The following is an 18,609-nucleotide window of genomic DNA, read 5'->3' on the forward strand; positions in this document are numbered from 1 at the left end:
TATGAAAAAAATAAATTTATTAATAGGATTCGTGATTTTTGTAGCTGCCTGTACTGCAGACGGAGAAGATGAAGACCCTATAGAAAACCAGGCACCTTCACAGGTTGATTCTTTAATATATCCGTCTGACAATCTACTTTGTGCCGATAATACAATAGATTTTGAATGGGAAGCATCGACAGATCCTGATGGTGATGATATATCCTATCTACTCGAAATAACCAGAGATATTGATTTTTCTACAATAGATCATTCGTTTACCCTTATCTCCACATCTAAATCCACGACTTTGGAAAAAGATATTGCATATTATTGGCGTGTTAAGGCAATAGATAGTAAAAATTTAGGTAGTGATTATTCTACAGTATACCAATTTTACACAGAGGGGGTGGGAGAAACAAATCATATTCCTTTTGCACCAGAATTGATAGCCCCTAGCCTCAATGAAGTAGTGTCTGGGACATCTTCTACTTTAGAATGGGATGCAAATGATGTTGATAATGACCCATTAATTTTTGATATTTATTTTGATACTGAAAATCCGCCTATAACAAAAATTGGTGATAATCAAAGTGATAAAACCCTAAGCGTTGATATAAATGCAGTTACTACTTATTATTGGAAAGTTGTTGCTAAAGATGGCAAAGGAGGACAGTCTGTAGGTCAAGTATGGAGTTTTAGCACAAACTAATTTTATTTTACAAAACGACTCATCTTTAATTGGCTGTTTAAACATCACTTATAAGGAATTTAATTATTTGACTTTTACTTGTGTTCCCAGCAAATGTTTTAGAGGATTTGATTTATTATTTTCGCTATTATTAAACCAAATCAATTAAAATCATAAATGTTGATGGGACTAGTAATGACGAAAGCACCTTTAACACAACGACTTGTAGTTTTCTGTAAGTTATAATGGATGCTATTTTTCCTAAATTAATACTTAGCAGGAAGTGTATAAATTATATTCTTCTTTGTGAAAAGAAAATTATTTAAGGCAGCATTATATGCTTCACAAATAAGTTGTAGTTATGTCAGCCCATTTTAGAGTAACTGCAAAAAGTGCTTCAGGTTTCTAAAATTTGAGTGAATAAATAGCATCATTCGGTCATTAATTCACTATCAGCGACTTCGAATTCCTTCTATATAATGCGATCTCTTTCAAGAAGATGTTCCCCCTGGGCTTTTTCAAATTCTTTTTTGAACCCCTCGGTTTAACAAAAAAATTTAAGTATTTTTATTAGTGTGTAAACACAAGCAATAATTTAGTTAAAATCTATTTTTTGCATACTTAAATATTTTAATTTTTTGCTTGTTTTATGTTAACCAGACACACATTTTTTTGTAATAAAATTATTTCCTTTACAATTGTTCTAAACAACTAAAAATTCCACAAATTGTTGCTTTAAATATGAGAAAATTTTGGTTCCTCAAGTATAGTTTAGTTATAATAAACCTCCTTTTCACTGGTTCCCTTTTATTATTTGCTCAAGAAGCTCAAATCAGTTTTGAACGGATAACTACAAATGACGGTTTATCGCAAAGTGATATCAATTCTATTTATCAAGATCAAGCTGGATTTATGTGGTTTGGCACTCATGATGGGCTCAATAAGTTTGATGGGTACAATATTGAGGTATACAAGCCCCAAACACAAATATCCCATTCTATAAGTAGCAATTTAGTATTCGCAATTACCGGAGATGAAAAAGGAAATCTTTGGATTGGAACTACCGGCGGAGGGTTAAATTTTTACAACAGCAATACAAAACAATTTACAACTTTTAAACATGAAGAAAATAACCCGAAAAGTTTAATTAGCAACCATGTAAATAATGTCTTTCTGGATTCTAGAAATAAACTATGGATAGGAACTAATAAAGGCTTAAATATGCTAGATCTAAATGATCCAAAAGAGGAATGGGATTTCTTGAAAATTACTTTATCAGGAAATAATGCATCGGATAGGATACCTATCAATACGATTTTTGAAGATAACTGTGGAAACATATGGGTTGGCAAACAAAATGAGTTATTTCGCTCTAACAATCAAAAAGAAGTTTCTCCCCATTTTGCAAAGGTTAATAAGAAGCTTGGTTTACTTAACTATAACATACAAGCCATTGCAGAAGATAAATTGGGAAATTTATTTTTTGCTACCACCCAGGGTCTTTACTTTTCACGAAACAACTCAGGCCATTTAGAAAAATCGCAATTTGTTCACCCCGGTTCTTTCAACGACATCAAAGTAGACAATCAAAATCAGATTTGGGGTGGAACAGATCAGGGGTTAATATATATTGACAATAGCGGCAATTTTCCCAAATTTTCTCAAAAATTTGTTTACGATCCGATTAACATCAATAGTATAAGTAAAAACATTATAAAGTCAATTTTTATTGATAACACAGGGATAATATGGATTGGAACAAACGGTGGTGGAATAAACAAGTACAATCCAGCCCGTAAAAGGTTTCAACATATTAGAAAAACGATTGATACTACTAGCTTAAGCTATGATAAAATAAGATCCATATTTGAGGATAGCAACCAAAACCTATGGATTGGGACTGAAGGCGGAGGATTAAACCTTCTTACCGAAAACGAGACGGATATCAATCATTACTCGACCTTTAAAAAATTTAGCTCTGTATTAAAAATTTTCGTATTAACAGAACTCCAATTAAAAAATAAAAGATGGTTGATTATTGGAGCTGAAGGAACACCTGGCCTCTATAAACTAGACATCACAAATCCAAAAAAATTAAAGGAGAAAGCAATCATACCTATCCCTAATGTCCCCTCCAGTGTTTTTTCTCTTTTAACAGATAGCGGTGGCAATCTATGGATAGGTACATATAACCAAGGGGTACACCGTTGGCTGAATAAAGGTGATTCTTTACAAAAATTCGAAAAGAACAACTTTACCTACGACTCTAATTCCCAAAACAGTATTGGTCATAATATTATAAGAAGTATATATGAAGATAGTAAAGGGAATATGTGGTTTGCGACCGGAAATGGATTATCACGTCTTTCCCCGGATCAGGTATGGAAAAAAAATCCCCGGTTCATTAATTATAGGCATAAAGACGCTGACACATCAACAATAAGCCATAATTATATTTTAAGCCTACACGAAAGCAAACAGGGGGATATTTGGATTGGCACCTTTGGAGGAGGACTTAATAAATATGTTCCTCAATCACAGACTGGACCGGAACATTTTGTTAGGTACACTGAAAAAGATGGCCTTTCTAATAATGTAATAAAAGGGATTCTGGAAGATTCTCTTGGAAATCTCTGGCTGTCTACAAACAATGGTCTTTCTAAATTTGATCCGGAAAAAGAAACTTTCAGAAACTACAGTGTTTACGATGGCCTGCAAAACAATGAATTTCAGGAATTGGCATATCTAAAAAGGTATGATGGTGAAATGCTTTTCGGAGGGATAAACGGTTTCAATGCCTTTTATCCAGATGAGATTCAAGATAATCTAATTCCGCCGGAAACTGTGATTACCAATTTTTCAATCTCAAATAATCCGGTTGAAGTAGGAGAAAAAATTAATGGCAAAACCATTTTAGAGAAATCCATCCTAAATAAAAATAAGGTAGAATTGAAGTATTTTCAAAATAATGTTTCTTTCGAATTCGCGGCTTTACACTATGCTTCTCCTAAAAAAAACAATTTTGCATACCTGTTAGAGGGTTTGCAAGACGATTGGATCCATACCACTTCAGATAACCGTATCGCTACCTATACCAACCTTAGCCCCGGCAACTATACCTTAAAAGTGAAATCTTCAAATAACGATGGTATCTGGGACCCTACTCCTACTATGCTGAATATAGAAATCACACCTCCCTTTTGGAAAACAACTGCAGCCTATATTTTTTACAGTTTATGTATCCTTGCTTTTTTAATTGGCCTTTGGAAATATACCATCATCAGCACCACTAAAAAACATGATCTGGAAATCGAACATCTGGAGAAAGAGAAAAATGAGGAAGTGCAACAAATGAAGCTGGATTTTTTCACCAATATATCCCACGAATTTCGCACTCCTTTAACCCTTATAAAAGGACCCCTGGAATACCTGCAACAAAAAGGAAGAGAATTAGATTATAATATTGTGGAGCACCAGTACGCTTTAATGTATAAAAACACCAAATATTTATTAAGACTGGTAACCCAATTACTGGATTTTCAAAAAATAGATAAGGGCAAAATGCAGTTAAATCTTAGAAAAGGGAATATTGTGAGATTTATAGAAGAAGTTGGAGAACCTTTTAAATTTATCAGCGAAAAGAAAAATATCAATTATAAAATAAATGCTGAAGAAAGGAAAATCTATAGTTATTTTGACCCTGATGCCTTGGAAAAAATCCTAAACAATTTACTGTCCAACGCCTTTAAGTTCTGCCCGCAAGGAGGCTATATTATCGTTAATATAAAAAGGGAATTTTCATCCAGTAAAAAAGACCAAAATAGTAAACAGGCATCAGAAGAAATTTTAATAGAGATTACAGATTCTGGCGCTGGAATATCAGCTGCTAAAAAAGAGAGAATATTTAAAAGATTTTACTCTCAAAACAGCCCCTCTCAGGCTAATGTTGGGACAGGAATAGGCCTGAGCTATACCAAAAGTCTTGTAGATTTGCATCTGGGAACAATAGATATTGCAAACGAAAAGGATGCTAGATCGACTTTTATAGTAACCCTTCCCAAAAACAAAATAGCATACTTAAATAAACCAGGAATCAACATTAGTGAAGATTCCAGTAAAGAAATTATTTTGAATCCTTCTAATTCTTCTTCTTATTTAGTTTCTTTAAATGACGAGAAAAATGATGAAGATATTTCTAAAGACAGAGCTGAGTTCCCAGTTATTTTAGTGGTAGACGACAATAAGGATATACGAACTTTTATAAAGCAAAGCCTAAAAGACCAGTATAATATTCATGAAGCTCAAAATGGTAAAGAGGGATTTGAAAAGGCTAAAGCCATTGTTCCAAACATAATTATAAGCGATCTAATTATGCCTGAAATTGATGGAATAGAATTTTGCAAAAAGTGCAAAAATATGCAAGAAACCAGCCATATCCCTTTTTTATTATTAACGGCAAAAGACTCCAAGGAAAGTGAACTGATAGCTTTGGAAAGTGGAGCGGATGACTATCTTCTAAAACCTTTTAATTTAGAACTCCTCCAATTAAAACTTAAAAATATAATCACGCGACGAAACCTTTTAAGAAAGCGTTTCAATAGGGAAATCATATTAAAACCAGAAGATGTGACCGTAACATCAGCAGATGAAAAATTTCTGGAAGAAGCTATGGCTATTGTGGAAAAAAATATGATGAATACCGATTTTAGTGTGGAAATGATGGTAAAAGAAATGGGATTGAGCCGTAGTAACCTTTATCTCAAACTTAAAGAAATTACAGGTCTCTCTTCTAGTGAATTCATCCGGAACATCCGGTTAAAGAGGGCAGTTCAATTATTGGAACAAAGCGACCTTTCAGTAAAAGAAATCATGTATATGACAGGTTTTAACACTGCCTCCTACTTTGCAAAATGCTTTAAAAAACAATTTGGAAAAACTCCCAGTGAGTATGTCAATAAAAATCCATCAGCTTAAAAAAATATCTGATGAATTAGCATTTTTGTCTAATTTCTAATAAGACTCTGTTTTCTATTACAACACTTATGAGCATGAACTAAAGTCTTCAGAGAATTGACAGGTTTTTTTATCTTATTTAATTGCCCCCCTCACTTATTTTTATACACCTATATTATTACAGAATAAAAGGTAATTAATCATATGTTATGGTATAAAAATCATCAATAGCTAAAATTCCCCTTAAATCTTTGGATTTTTACTGTGGTTCAAAAATAATTTTCAAGCCTACTAACTATAGAAGGTACTTTTGAAGTTTCAATTAATTCATATCACCATAAAATTTTAAGAAAATGAAGAATAAAATTCCAGAGAATAAAGATAAAAACAGCCGAAGAAAATTTATACGAAATTCATCCCTGGCTTTTGCAGCCATTCATATCATTCCACGACATGTTCTCGGGAGGGGCTTTACAGCGCCCAGCGATAGAATTGGATTGGGTTTTATAGGTTTGGGAAAACAAAGCAGAGGGCTTTCTTCCAGTTTTGCTAAATCTCAGGATGTTGAAATTATTGCAGGTTCTGATGTTTGGAAAACCAAAAACGACTGGTTTAAAAATCATGTGAAATATCAATATGCAGATAGAGCAAATTCAAGTTCTCTAGGAAACATCCAAACCTATCTGAATTATAAAGAACTTCTGGAAAGAAAAGACATTGATGCAGTAGTAATCGCTACTCCAGACCATTGGCATGGCATACAGAGCGTAGAAGCCATGAAAGCCGGAAAAGATATTTATTGTGAAAAACCCCTAACCCATATTATTAAAGAAGGAAGGGAGATTGTAGACACGGCAAACAAAACCAATAGGATCGTCCAAACAGGAAGTATGCAACGATCTTCAAATAACTTTAGAAAAGCCTGTGAACTGGTAAGGAATGGCTATTTAGGCGAAATTAAAAAAGTCTTGGTAAATGTGGGGGACCCCGCCCGTCCATACGATTTGCCAAAGGAAACTACCCCTAACGAAATCAACTGGGAAGATTGGTGTGGCCCCGCCCCCCTACTCGCATATAACCACAGGCTGGCACCCTCTAGAAATGATGTGGATTTCTGGCCAGATTGGCGATTATTTGAAGAAGTAGGAGGAGGCATCTTGAGTGACTGGGGTGCTCATATGTTTGATATTGCGCAATGGGGACTTGGGATGGACCATTCAGGACCGGTAGAATATATTCCTCCAACTAACCCGGCAGCAGTCCGAGGATTAAAAATGTACTATGATAATGGAATTGAAATGGTACATGAAGATTTTGGCCGTGGCTGGGGTGTACGTTTTATAGGAAACAATGGTACTCTGGATATAAGCAGAAGTTATTTAGACTCTACCCCTGCGAACCTAAGCCTAACAAGCATAAAAAAATCCGATATTCATTTATATGACTCGTCAAACCATCATCAGGACTGGTTAAATGCAATAAAGAACAGAACTCAACCAATTTGCAATGCAGAAACCGGACATCGCTCAGCTACTATCTGCAATATTGCTAATATCGCCTATAACCTTAAGCATCCTTTAAAATGGGATCCAAAAAAAGAAAAGTTTCAAGGGGATAGACAGGCTAATAAAATGAGAAAAAGGGTACACAAAAAAGCCTAAGAAAGTTCTACACATCACGAATGATCTTCTTTACAGGAAGTTTCTTGTGTAGAAGAGATCAGAAGTAGCCAGGCTTGGATTTACGACCTAAAATGAGATTCTGGTAATTTAAAATCCAGTTTTACCCTCTAACGAAAATTTTTAACCATGATAATAAAAACAGATTTAATTAAACAGTTACTTATACTAGGAATTCTACTGATAGGAAGCACTTCATTATTTGCGCAAAATACGCCATACCTTAAAAAAGGGGACGACCAGGACCTTTTGAGGAAAGATTGGGAACTGGTTAAAAGTATGTCTGATGAATTCAATGGAAAAAAAATCAATGAAAAAAAATGGCAAATTTCCGGACAAGGCTGGATTGGAAGGCCACCCGGTTTATTTCTTCCTGAAAACATTAACGTTCAGGAAGGAAAACTTCAAATAACCGCAAACATGCTTCCTGAAGAAGTTACAAGAAACAACAATACGTTCACCCATGGTGGTGGTTACGTAGGCTCCAGGGAAAGCATGAAATATGGGTATTATGAATGCCGAATGAAGGCAAACAAAACCTTTATGTCTTCCACCTTTTGGCTTATCAATGAAAGGAAAGATGCTAAAGGTTGTCTTAAACGTACAACCGAACTGGACATCCAGGAATGCGTAGGTGAAATTACCAATGATGCTAAATGGATGGCCAATTTCGACAGCTCCATGAACTCTAATACCCACAGTCGGGATATTCCTACAAACTGTGATTTTAAACAGGGATCTGAAAAAGCTAAAGCCTATATAGGTTCCAAAGTTTATGATGATTTCCATGTTTATGGAGTATGGTGGAAAAGCGAGGATGAAGTCTTATTCTTTTTAGACGGGAAATTCCATTCCAAAGTAAATCCGCCGGCAGATTTTAATATCCCAATGCATTTGAGGATGGTTGTGGAAACTTATGACTGGAATCCTGTTCCTCCCGATGGCGGCATGAACTATCTAAAAGAAGAAAGAACAACCTCCTATGACTGGGTAAGGACCTGGAAATTAAAAGAGTAAACGGTCATAAAATGTTATCAAAAATGAAGATAACATAATGCGTTTGACAAGACATTGTATTCCCAAACCTTACGTGATGCTTTTTTTACTTAACTAAAAAAGTGGATCATCTCAGCTGTAAAATGATCAAAACAGTTATTTGAATTTACACGAGCAGAAGTAATGTATTTGGAGATCCCAATAAGGGTGCCCATTAAAGGTATAATAGAGCTTAGAAAGATTTACTAAAAATTTTGAGATTTTGAAAAACCACAAAGCTTACGGCATAAACATGACTATTCTCAAAAGAATATCTTTTAATTTTCAATTTTGTTGTATTCAAAAACCAATTGTTTCCATCCTTCTTCTAAGCATATTCTCCTTAGGAAGTGCTCAGGAGAATAATTCCAAACACTACTCTAATCATGAGATCGAAGCGAAAGTAGACTCGGTTATGGCTACAATGTCTATGGAAGATAAGCTAGCGCAAATTACCGGGCCCCGGCTAAAAGAGATAATGGTAGATTACGAATTTTCAATTGAAAAATGTCGGGAAGTAATTCCAAATGGAATTGGTCATTTTTGTCAGTTTTCATCTGGTTTAATAAAGTCTCCGGAAGAATTAAGAGACCTGGTTCGAAAGATTCAGCATTATTTAATAACAGAAACAACCAATAAAATTCCTGCTATTTTTCATGAAGAAGCAATTACAGATTTTGCAACACAAGGAGCTACTACTTTCCCGCAACAAATTGGTGTAGGTTGTTCCTGGAACCCTGAAATAGTGAAGAAGAATGCTCGATCTACTGCTCAAAATATGCGTGCGGCAGGAGCCACTTTCGCACTCTCCCCAATGTTGGACCTCAGCCGTTCAGCGCATTGGAACCGAATTGAAGAAAGTTATGGAGAAGATGCGTACTTTACATCTAGAATGGGTGTTGCTTTTGCAAACGGTTTACAAGGTGATGACTTTAAAAGCGGTGTGGCAGCAACGGTAAAACACTTTGCCGGTTATGGTACATCCAATAATAATATAAAAGAATTATACGAGGAGTATTTAATGCCTCATGAAGCAGCCATAAAAATCGCAGATGCAAAAAGCGTAATGCCTTCTTATGGTAAATACAAAGCACTTGCCGTAACCGCAAATCCAATCATGCTAGACCAAATTCTACGTCAAGAAATTGGTTTTGACGGACTAGTGGTGAGCGATTATGGGGCTGTAAATTTAATCCGTAAGGGGCATCAACAGGTTGAAAACTCTGTGATGGCCACTGCTATGGTCATAAATACCGGGGTTGATATAGAACTCTCCTCCCCCGTTGCCTACCCACCGTTGCCACAGGCCATAAAGCAGGGGTTGGTTAGTGAGGAAACTATAAATCAATCGGTTAAGCGTTCGTTACTCATGAAAGCTAAATTAGGCTTATTATATAGACATCCTGTAATAGGTAAAGATGGGGCGCTGGATTTTGATCCCCCGGCATATAGGAATTTAGCTTATGAAACAGCCAAACAATCTATTGTTTTACTAAAAAACGATGGCCTTTTGCCTCTAAAAAAGGATATTCAAAATATATCCCTGGTAGGGCCTAATGTTGCCACGGTACATTGTTTGTTAGGTGATTACACTTATCAATCCATGATTTTATTTTGGCATGGTAAGGAATTTGATCCTACAAATCCCAGGCTGGTAACCCTAAAGAAAGGTATGGAAAACAAACTTCGAAAGCGGGTAAAGATAAAACATGAACGAGGATGCGACTGGAGCTCACCTTTGGAAACTAAGATTTATACCGGGAGTTTAGGTGATGATAGATTAAGTAAGTTAAGGCTGTTAACTATTAAAGACTTGTCTCAACCAGATCTGCAAAATGCCCTTAAAATATCAGAAGAAAGCGATGTGATTATTGCAGGGATGGGTGAGAACCTGTATCTATGTGGTGAAGGACGTATGCGAAAAGGAATTCGTTTACCAGGTGAACAAGAAGCTTTTGTTGAAAAATTAATTGCTACGGGTAAACCTGTGATTTTGGTAGTTTTTAGTGGTCGCCAGCAATTGTTAAGCCGATTCGAAGAAAAATGCGCAGCAATTATTCAAGCCTGGTTCCCTGGGGAAGAAAGTGGAAATGCCTTGGCAGATATTATAGCGGGTAACGTAAACCCTTCAGCCAAACTATGTGTGACCTATCTCAAAACAGAATCAGAACAGGAAATCAATTATAAAAATGGTTATGACTCTAATAACCTACCTCAATATCCGTTTGGTTTTGGATTGTCTTATACAACATTTGAATACTCCAATCTAAGAATGGAAGATGTTGCGGACGTAACTGGAGAACGGTTCTCAATATCCTTAGATGTTCGTAATACTGGTAAAATGGATGGAACCGAAATTGTACAATGGTATGTTTCCCCTAAAGACAAAATTTCTACTATGAAACCAATTCAACTAAAAGGTTTCCAAAGAGTAGCATTAAAAGCAGGCGAAAAAAAGAGGGTTTGATTTCAAGTTTCCCTGAACAACTGGTACAATTCAAAAAGAATCAATGGATCGTAGAAAACGGAGAGTATGAATTTAAAATTGGTGCTTCTTCGACAGATATACGTTTAAGCGCCACTGTTCGATTGCGGGGTAATGATTTGGTCTTGAATAAAGGCAGAAGCATATTTTTCAGCTTGAATAATGCTGAATGATTTTTTTAAAAAATATTATTAAAATTTCGAAATTAAACAGAATGATTCCCATTATTGTGACGTTATGAATAATAACAGGTACCCCCTATAAATCAATATATTAAATTAGAATTCCTATTAATTATTTCAAATATGATATACAGAACAATCTTCTTTTTCAGTCTAATTTTTGCTGTACTAGTAATTTCTATTTCTTGTAAAAATAGCAATAATGATCAAACAAAGGACATCCCAATAACAACGAAAAACAATCATAATGTTGGGCGTGAAAAAAAGGATATTTCGACACCTATTAAAGAAAAACCAGAAAACATAGACGCCCCAGATGGAATGGTATGGATACCCGGAGGAACTTTTATGCAAGGTGCGGTAACTTCCGATGAAATGGCCATGAAGCACGAAAAACCGGCACACGAAGTAGTGGTTGATGGATTCTATATGGATATAACTGAAGTGACCAATAAAGATTTTCAAAAATTTGTAGAATCAACGGGATATATAACTGTGGCCGAAAGATCCATCGATTGGGAGGAAATGAAAAAACAACTCCCTCCCGGCACAACAAAGCCACATGATTCCATAATGCAGCCTGGTTCACTTACTTTTAAAAAAACGAAAAATAGTGTACCCAACCTGTATGACTATTCTCAATGGTGGAACTGGACTATTGGAGCAAATTGGAGACATCCAAATGGCCCTGGAAGTAATCTTGAAGGAAAAGAAAATTACCCGGTAGTCCATATCGCATTTGAAGATGCCCAGGCCTATTGTGAATGGGCTGGTAGACGATTGCCTACCGAAGCAGAATGGGAATATGCTGCCCGCGGTGGCCAGGAAAATGCGATCTTTACCTGGGGAACGGATTATCAAAAATTATCTCAAATGACTAATTCCTGGGAGGGAGACTTTCCTACTACTAATACAAAAGTTGATGGCTTTGAAGGAAAAGCACCTGTAAAATCTTATAATCCTAATCCATATGGTCTTTATGATATGGCAGGAAATGTTTGGGAATATACTAGTGACTGGTACAATACTCACTATTACAGTGAAATGAGTAAGCAGGGAATAGTTAAAAACCCTAAAGGTGCTTCCGTAGCATACAATCCCAATGCGATGACATCTGAAAAGGTGATTAAAGGTGGTTCATATTTATGTAACGCCTCCTACTGCGCAAGTTTCAGAATTTCAGCTAGAATGGCTAACGCTTATGACTCATCACAGGAACATTTGGGATTTAGAACGATAGCTACGCCTGAAATGCTCGAGAAAAACTAGAGCAAATGCAACTTATAAAAATCTTATTTGCAGCGATTAAATACTCGAAATAGAATGTTGAAAAATAAATCTGCGCTTTATTTATAATTTTTATCCTATTATTTAGCCTAACTAGGATCGCGCAAACAATTCCTGCATCCATAGAAAATCTCCACAAACCTCCCCCGAACTTTAAATTATCCGATAATTTTAACAGATCTAGAAAAAACAAATCTTTTGATACCACTAAATGGCATTTTTGTGAATCTACAAAAAAAGGTCTGGGACAAGGGAAGGAATCTGTTCAAAAAAAAACGGAAAGCTTATATGGTACGGGATTAAATCAAAACATAAAGCTTGAGCAATAGTACAACTTCCAATATGGCTGGTATTCTTTTCTATGGAAAACTACAAGTATAGATTTTAATAAAAAAATGTATGTCATCTAAATGGGGTTTCCTAAATGAATCCTAGAGACAATAAAATTCCTGTAATTTATGAACCTGGTAATAGCTGGATGGAAATTGATATTATAGAGTTTTCTAGATGGCCGTTGAACCAGACTTATTAGAGTTCAGATGCTTCGACCTACATTTGGGTTGACTCGCTTCAGAAAAAGTTAAGATAATCTAGAACCAGAAGGCTTTCATTTGGTTGGAAAAAAGTTGTTATTATTGATCGTATAAAGGACCAACACAATGAAACTGTAATGGGTAATACAAATTTCAACAAATGGCAAATCTGGGGTATGGAATATCATCCCGATTATCTACAAATGTGCAAAAAGAAGTGATAAATGGTTTGGAGTAGAACTCTTTACCGAACATGAAATAAAACCTTCTCTCACCGCAATACAAAAGAAAGTTACAACTCGCCTGTTTTGGTATCTTGGAAATCTTTTTTACCATATGGGTAAAAAATACTTGAAGAGCAGAATACGAATTCCAACTTTTGAAGTAGACTGGTTTCATTTCAATCCATTAACGCAATAAAATAAAAGATTTGAACTCAATAGGAAGAAAATTGTCTAATCGGGAAATGACTTAATTGAATAATATATTATTAAGTCTTAGGAAAGACTGTAATTTGGAAAAGCTAATAGGAAAGACTAACATATTTTGACACTCAAGATTGAATAGTTCAATTTGCTAGAAATCGGTTATACCTTCTATTTTATTCATTACTTAATGATAATAAAACTTTAGGGGTAAAATTAAATTTATCATTGATTTTTTTTCCTATATCCTAAACGGAAATATTCCAATTCTTTCAAATTTTGTTAAAATTCCTTCAAAAGCAGCACCTAACATCCTGTGTCTAGTTTATGTCTAGTGCGAATACATCACCTATTTAAAACTATTCTGTGATATATCACTAAGTTTGACCTTCTACAATTGGGAAATTATCAAAAAAATAGTAATTGATAAGTTTTTTGTTAAAAACTAATTTTTCAAGAGTATTAGTTTAAAATTAGGAAAATATTAATATTTAATCATTAGTCAGCATGAATAGAAAGTTAAGGAATTTAATTCCGTTCGTTTTTTTCTTATTTGTTTTTATATCTGCTTTTGCCCAGCAAAAAACAACAGTAAGTGGTACGATTACCGAAGCCGGAACAGGAATTCCCGTTCCCGGGGCTAATATAGTGGAAAAAGGCACTACCAATGGAGTAATGAGCGATTTTGATGGAAATTATAGTATAGAGGTTTCCCCAGGCGCTGTCCTGGAAGTGAGTTTTTTAGGTTACACTACAAAAGAAACTCAAGTAAACAACCAAAACGAAATCGATATCGTGCTGGAACCCGAGACTTCCGCATTGGATGAAGTAGTAGTAGTTGGGTATGGTACTCAAAAGAAAAAAGAATTAACTGGGGCTGTTGGTTTTGTGGACTCTGAGGTTATTTCAAAAGCTCCCGTTTCGGATTTAGGTTCTGCAATCCAGGGGCAAGTAGCCGGGGTAAATGTTCAAGCTAGTAGTGGCCGACCCGGTGATGAGGCCAATATCCAAATTAGGGGCCTGGGATCTATTAGTTCTAACGGTTTGGCACCATTATATGTTGTTGATGGTATTCCTTACCAGGGAAACCCAAATATCGCACCGGAGCAAATTGCTTCTATAGACATCTTAAAAGATGGTGCCGCAGCGGCAGTCTATGGTACCAGGGCATCAAACGGTGTCATAATTATAACGACCAAAAAAGGTCAGGAGGGTAAAATGTCTGTTAACTTTAGTGCATATGGAGGAATTCAGAATATCACCTCCGGCACACCGTTAATGAATACACAACAGCAAATGTATGCAGAAGAAGTGGTGTTAAATGCATTAGGTAGGGAGCCTTTAATATTCTTTTTTAATCCCAATGCGTTAGACTATGATACCGATTTTGTTGAAGCAGTCCAAAATGACAATGCTCCAATCCAGAATTATAATTTATTGGTTTCAGGAGGTACAGAAAATCTAACCTTGAGTTTAAACACGAATTATTTTGATCAGGAGGGAGTTTTAATCAACTCTGGATTTAATCGATTGAGTAACCGAATTACTGGTGAATTTACCAGAGGTAAATTTAAAGCTTTTGCCAGTCTGGGATTAACCACAGAAAATACAGAACAGGAGCCTTTTGCTTTATATGAATATGCCATTGCACAGGTGCCATGGCAACCACCATTTGGAGCTTTGCCCAGCGCCGGAGAAAACAGTGTCCAGATTCCTGTAAGAAATGCAATACAGTACAGTTATTTATCGAGGATATTGGGCAATAGTGATGATAGGGAAGTTAACAGTTCTAATATAGCTTTGAATTTGGAATATGAATTTTTTAAGGGCTTTAAATACAAGGTGAATCTGGGAAGGAACACCTGGAATTACAGCAGGAAATTTTTTCAACCACAATATTTGGTATACAACACAGAAGGGGAGTACAATCCAACAGCCTCTCGGGAAGATGCAATTTTAAATGAAGATTTCACCTTTACAAAAAGAGATGTATGGGAAAATCAATTAACCTACAATTTAAATATAAATAATCACACGTTTAATTTGCTTGGTGTCTTGTCATACGAGAAATTTGACTCGAAACAGTTGGGTGTGGGGGTTATAGGTTTATTAAGTAATGAAACACCTGTGTTAGGTGCGGGTTCTGAAGGAATTAAACCAAACAGCTACGATTTTACTAATAGTCTTTCTGGAATGTTATTTAGATTACAATATAACTATGCTGGTAAATATTTATTTTCTGGAAGTTTTAGACGTGATGGGTCATCAAATTTTGGCGAAGAAAACCGATACGGGAACTTTATTGGATTATCTGCAGGTTGGAATATTAGTGATGAAGAGTTTTTTCGAGATCTGGACTCAGAGGTTATTAATAATTTAAAACTACGGGCTAGTTGGGCCGAAGTTGGAAATCAAAGTATAGACCCGTATTCATTTGCTTCACAAATTGAAACAGGTATAAATTATCCTTTTGGCCCAAATGAAGAACTTTCCACAGGGGCCATTCAAAGAAGATACGCAAATTCCTCGATCAAATGGGAGACCAGTATTTCTAAGAATATAGGGCTTGACCTTGAAATGTTTGATCGAAAACTGAATTTCACAGCGGATGTGTATGAGAATGAGAAAGAAGACATGTTGCTACAGGAACGGCTTCCCCCTTCTTCTGGAACTTACCACCCAAGAGCTCTAGGAGTATATGATGTAAGGGTTATTAATGCAGGGAATATGATAAACAGAGGACTGGAATTGTCTTTATCTTACAGAGATGAAACTTCTTATGGTCTTAATTGGAATGTTTCAGCCACTTTTACCAAAAATGATAATGAAGTGACCAACCTCAATGGGGTAGAAAGAGGTTATGCCAATGGTCGCCCCATTTTATCCAGGGGGACCAATACAGACTATACCACCTTCCTGGCAGAAGGATATGAAGCAGGAGCTTTCTTTTTAGTGCAAAATGATGGGATAATCAAAACGGAAGAAGAACTGGAAGCATACAGGCAAATTGATGCAAGTGCACAGCTTGGTGATATTCGCTATATTGATCAGCCCACTGTGGATACTAATGGTGATGGGGTTGCAGATACCGGGGATGGAGTTATTAACAATAATGACAGGGTATACTCTGGTTCCGGGCAGGCTGAGTTTGAGTCAGGTTTAAATTTTGGTGCGGATTATAAAGGTTTTGATTTGTTTGTACAAACTTTCTTATCTTATGGTGCGGAGCTGTATAATGGTGCGAAATTATATGCCTATACCGCGGGAAGACATTTGGAGCAATATTCTATGTGGAGCCCGCAAAACCCCAATTCCAATATTCCAACTTTTAGAGAAGATGCTTTCCATAGTAGTGTACGGGCAAGAACTGACTACTTTATGGAGGACGGTTCTTACTTGAGGATAAGGAATATAACCCTTGGGTATTCCTTACCAGAATCACTAACAAATAGTAAAATTGATAAGGCTAGATTGTATCTAACAGCAATGAACCCTTTCACCTTCACAGAATATACCGGATACGATCCTGAGATAGGAGGGGATGGAATTTTCACCAGGGGGATTGATCGCGGAAATTATCCGGTAGCTCGAAGATTTTTGGTAGGTATGGAATTTAGATTTTAATTAATTAAAAATTTGTAGAAAGATGAAAAAATTAAATATACTGTTGGGATTCTTAACTCTTAGTCTTGGAGTTAGCTGTAACACAGATGAATTTTTAGCGGAAGAAAACCCTAATACAATAACTACTGATATTTTTTGGGAAACGGAAGATCAGTTTCAGACAGCACTAACCACTGTTTACGGGGCACTTCAATTTCAGAGTATAAGTGGTGGTGAATTGATTTATGAGATGATAATGGGAGATATTGCCGGAACTGAATCCTGGTATAGACCTTTCGCTTTCAGAAATTTTACCTTTAATGACGGCACATATTATGTAACAGATAAATGGAATGAGCTGTACATTGGAATATTCAGGGCTAACCAAGTAATCCAAAACATTCAGGACGAAGAAAATATATTTGAAGATGGCGAAAAAGCAAGAATTGAAGCTCAGGCCAGGTTTTTACGCGCTTTTTTCTATTTTGAACTCGTACACACTTATGGCGGTGGAATAATTCAAACTGAGGTTGCAGAAGCAAAAGAAGATTTTGCAAAACCATTTTCCTCAATTGAAGAGATTACTTCTCAGGTGATTATCCCAGACCTGGAATTTGCCCGAACAAACTTACCCAAACAGTGGTCTGGTAATAATATAGGCAGAGCTACATGGGGTGCATCAACTAGCCTTCTGGCAAAGGTTTATCTTTATGGGGAAGACTGGGATACATCGGTATCATTATTCAAGGAAGTTATCGATTCAGGCATTTACTCCCTCACTGCAGATATTATGGATAATTTTACGGATGAAAATGAATTTAATTCTGAATCAATTTTCGAAGTAACTTATTCCAGTGAATTGAGTCCTGGAGTAGGTGGAGCAGTTGTAGATGATAATCCAAATGAAACCGGGGCTGAAGCGAGCACATTGGCTACGGCATTCGGACAACTGAATTTTGGAGGTTTCAACACATTACTTCCCACCTATTATTTACACGAATTATATGTTAATGATGAAGTGGATCCGGCAAATCCTGTAAATGACGGCAATGAATTTTCCACAAGGATGAACGCTTCCATTGTACCTGTAAATGGTGAAGGTTTATATTATCAGCTTCCCATAGGAGAACGTGCTGGATGGGCATTTGGTCAAAGTGCCTATATAAAAAAATATACCAACTGGTACCATTGGGAAGGAGAAGGATCAAACTCTAGGTCGGGAATAAACTTCAGACATATCAGGTTAGCAGATATTTATTTAATGTATGCTGAAGCAGTGCTTCAGTCCTCCGGAAATGTTGATGAAGCTATCGAGTATGTAGATCTAGTTAGGAAGCGTGCAGGTGTAGTAACTTTACAGCAATATCTGAATGAGAATTCAGGTACTTTCCCTCAGCTACATATTAGTGAGCAGGTTCATGGCACTCAACCTATGGCTCTGCCAACAGTTGACAATGTACTCACGCACATACGACGCGTAGAAAGACCTCTGGAATTAGCTTTTGAAGGACATAGATGGAAAGATCTGGTGCGTTGGGACATTGTTCAGGAAGTTTTTGACGACTTAAGACAAGATGAAATATGGCGACAGGAACATCTTGAAGAACTCCAAATAAGTTCTGGCGGCATACCTCCCCTATTCATTCAAGAAAGAATTAGACCTGACTTTAACCTGGCGGCACCAAATTATACCCCGTCACAACATAATTATTTACCAATTCCTTCTCAGGAAGTGCAAACAAACGACCAGCTATAAC

Annotated in this window: 9 protein-coding genes; all 9 read left to right on the plus strand. The window is 36.2% G+C overall.

Annotated elements, in window-relative coordinates:
* The first annotated feature begins 1 nt into the window (after position 1).
* The 9 genes from BM084_RS04595 to BM084_RS04630 all read left to right on the plus strand — a co-directional run bounded on the left by BM084_RS04595 (position 2) and on the right by BM084_RS04630 (position 18,608).
* Complete coding sequence (locus BM084_RS04595) at positions 2–691, plus strand: fibronectin type III domain-containing protein (RefSeq protein WP_093303131.1); 690 nt, start codon at positions 2–4, stop codon at positions 689–691.
* A gap of 720 nt (positions 692–1,411) precedes the next feature.
* Positions 1,412–5,644: a hybrid sensor histidine kinase/response regulator transcription factor gene (locus tag BM084_RS04600; protein WP_093303135.1), complete on the plus strand. Its 4,233-nt coding sequence runs from the start codon at positions 1,412–1,414 to the stop codon at positions 5,642–5,644.
* A 332-nt stretch (positions 5,645–5,976) separates the two neighbouring features.
* Positions 5,977–7,284, plus strand: coding sequence for a Gfo/Idh/MocA family protein (locus BM084_RS04605; RefSeq protein ID WP_093303137.1), 1,308 nt, complete (start codon positions 5,977–5,979; stop codon positions 7,282–7,284).
* 147 nt (positions 7,285–7,431) lie between these two features.
* Entirely contained in the window at positions 7,432–8,319 is an 888-nt protein-coding gene (locus BM084_RS04610; protein ID WP_093303140.1) for a family 16 glycosylhydrolase, read from the plus strand.
* A gap of 241 nt (positions 8,320–8,560) precedes the next feature.
* Positions 8,561–10,804, plus strand: coding sequence for a glycoside hydrolase family 3 N-terminal domain-containing protein (locus BM084_RS04615; protein WP_143083618.1), 2,244 nt, complete (start codon positions 8,561–8,563; stop codon positions 10,802–10,804).
* A complete protein-coding gene (locus BM084_RS19115) occupies positions 10,801–10,995 on the plus strand; it encodes a hypothetical protein (RefSeq protein ID WP_177195658.1) in 195 nt (64 codons plus the stop codon). The genes BM084_RS04615 and BM084_RS19115 overlap by 4 nt, the downstream gene beginning before the upstream one ends.
* A 132-nt stretch (positions 10,996–11,127) precedes the next feature.
* Positions 11,128–12,273: a formylglycine-generating enzyme family protein gene (locus BM084_RS04620; RefSeq protein ID WP_093303145.1), complete on the plus strand. Its 1,146-nt coding sequence runs from the start codon at positions 11,128–11,130 to the stop codon at positions 12,271–12,273.
* 1,483 nt (positions 12,274–13,756) lie between these two features.
* The gene (locus tag BM084_RS04625; protein ID WP_093303148.1) at positions 13,757–16,873 is read left to right on the plus strand and encodes a SusC/RagA family TonB-linked outer membrane protein; all 3,117 of its coding nucleotides are present in this window, start codon (positions 13,757–13,759) and stop codon (positions 16,871–16,873) included.
* 22 nt (positions 16,874–16,895) lie between these two features.
* Positions 16,896–18,608: a RagB/SusD family nutrient uptake outer membrane protein gene (locus BM084_RS04630; protein WP_093303150.1), complete on the plus strand. Its 1,713-nt coding sequence runs from the start codon at positions 16,896–16,898 to the stop codon at positions 18,606–18,608.
* Position 18,609 lies beyond the last annotated feature (1 nt).

This window comes from Salegentibacter agarivorans (genome assembly GCF_900113135.1).
Lineage (GTDB): Bacteria > Bacteroidota > Bacteroidia > Flavobacteriales > Flavobacteriaceae > Salegentibacter > Salegentibacter agarivorans.

Coding starts and splice junctions, on each gene's coding strand:
- BM084_RS04595 (WP_093303131.1), top strand. CDS start 2: ATGAAAAAAATAAATTTATTAATAGGATTCGTGATTTTTGTAGCTGCC.
- BM084_RS04600 (WP_093303135.1), top strand. CDS start 1,412: ATGAGAAAATTTTGGTTCCTCAAGTATAGTTTAGTTATAATAAACCTC.
- BM084_RS04605 (WP_093303137.1), top strand. CDS start 5,977: ATGAAGAATAAAATTCCAGAGAATAAAGATAAAAACAGCCGAAGAAAA.
- BM084_RS04610 (WP_093303140.1), top strand. CDS start 7,432: ATGATAATAAAAACAGATTTAATTAAACAGTTACTTATACTAGGAATT.
- BM084_RS04620 (WP_093303145.1), top strand. CDS start 11,128: ATGATATACAGAACAATCTTCTTTTTCAGTCTAATTTTTGCTGTACTA.
- BM084_RS04625 (WP_093303148.1), top strand. CDS start 13,757: ATGAATAGAAAGTTAAGGAATTTAATTCCGTTCGTTTTTTTCTTATTT.
- BM084_RS04630 (WP_093303150.1), top strand. CDS start 16,896: ATGAAAAAATTAAATATACTGTTGGGATTCTTAACTCTTAGTCTTGGA.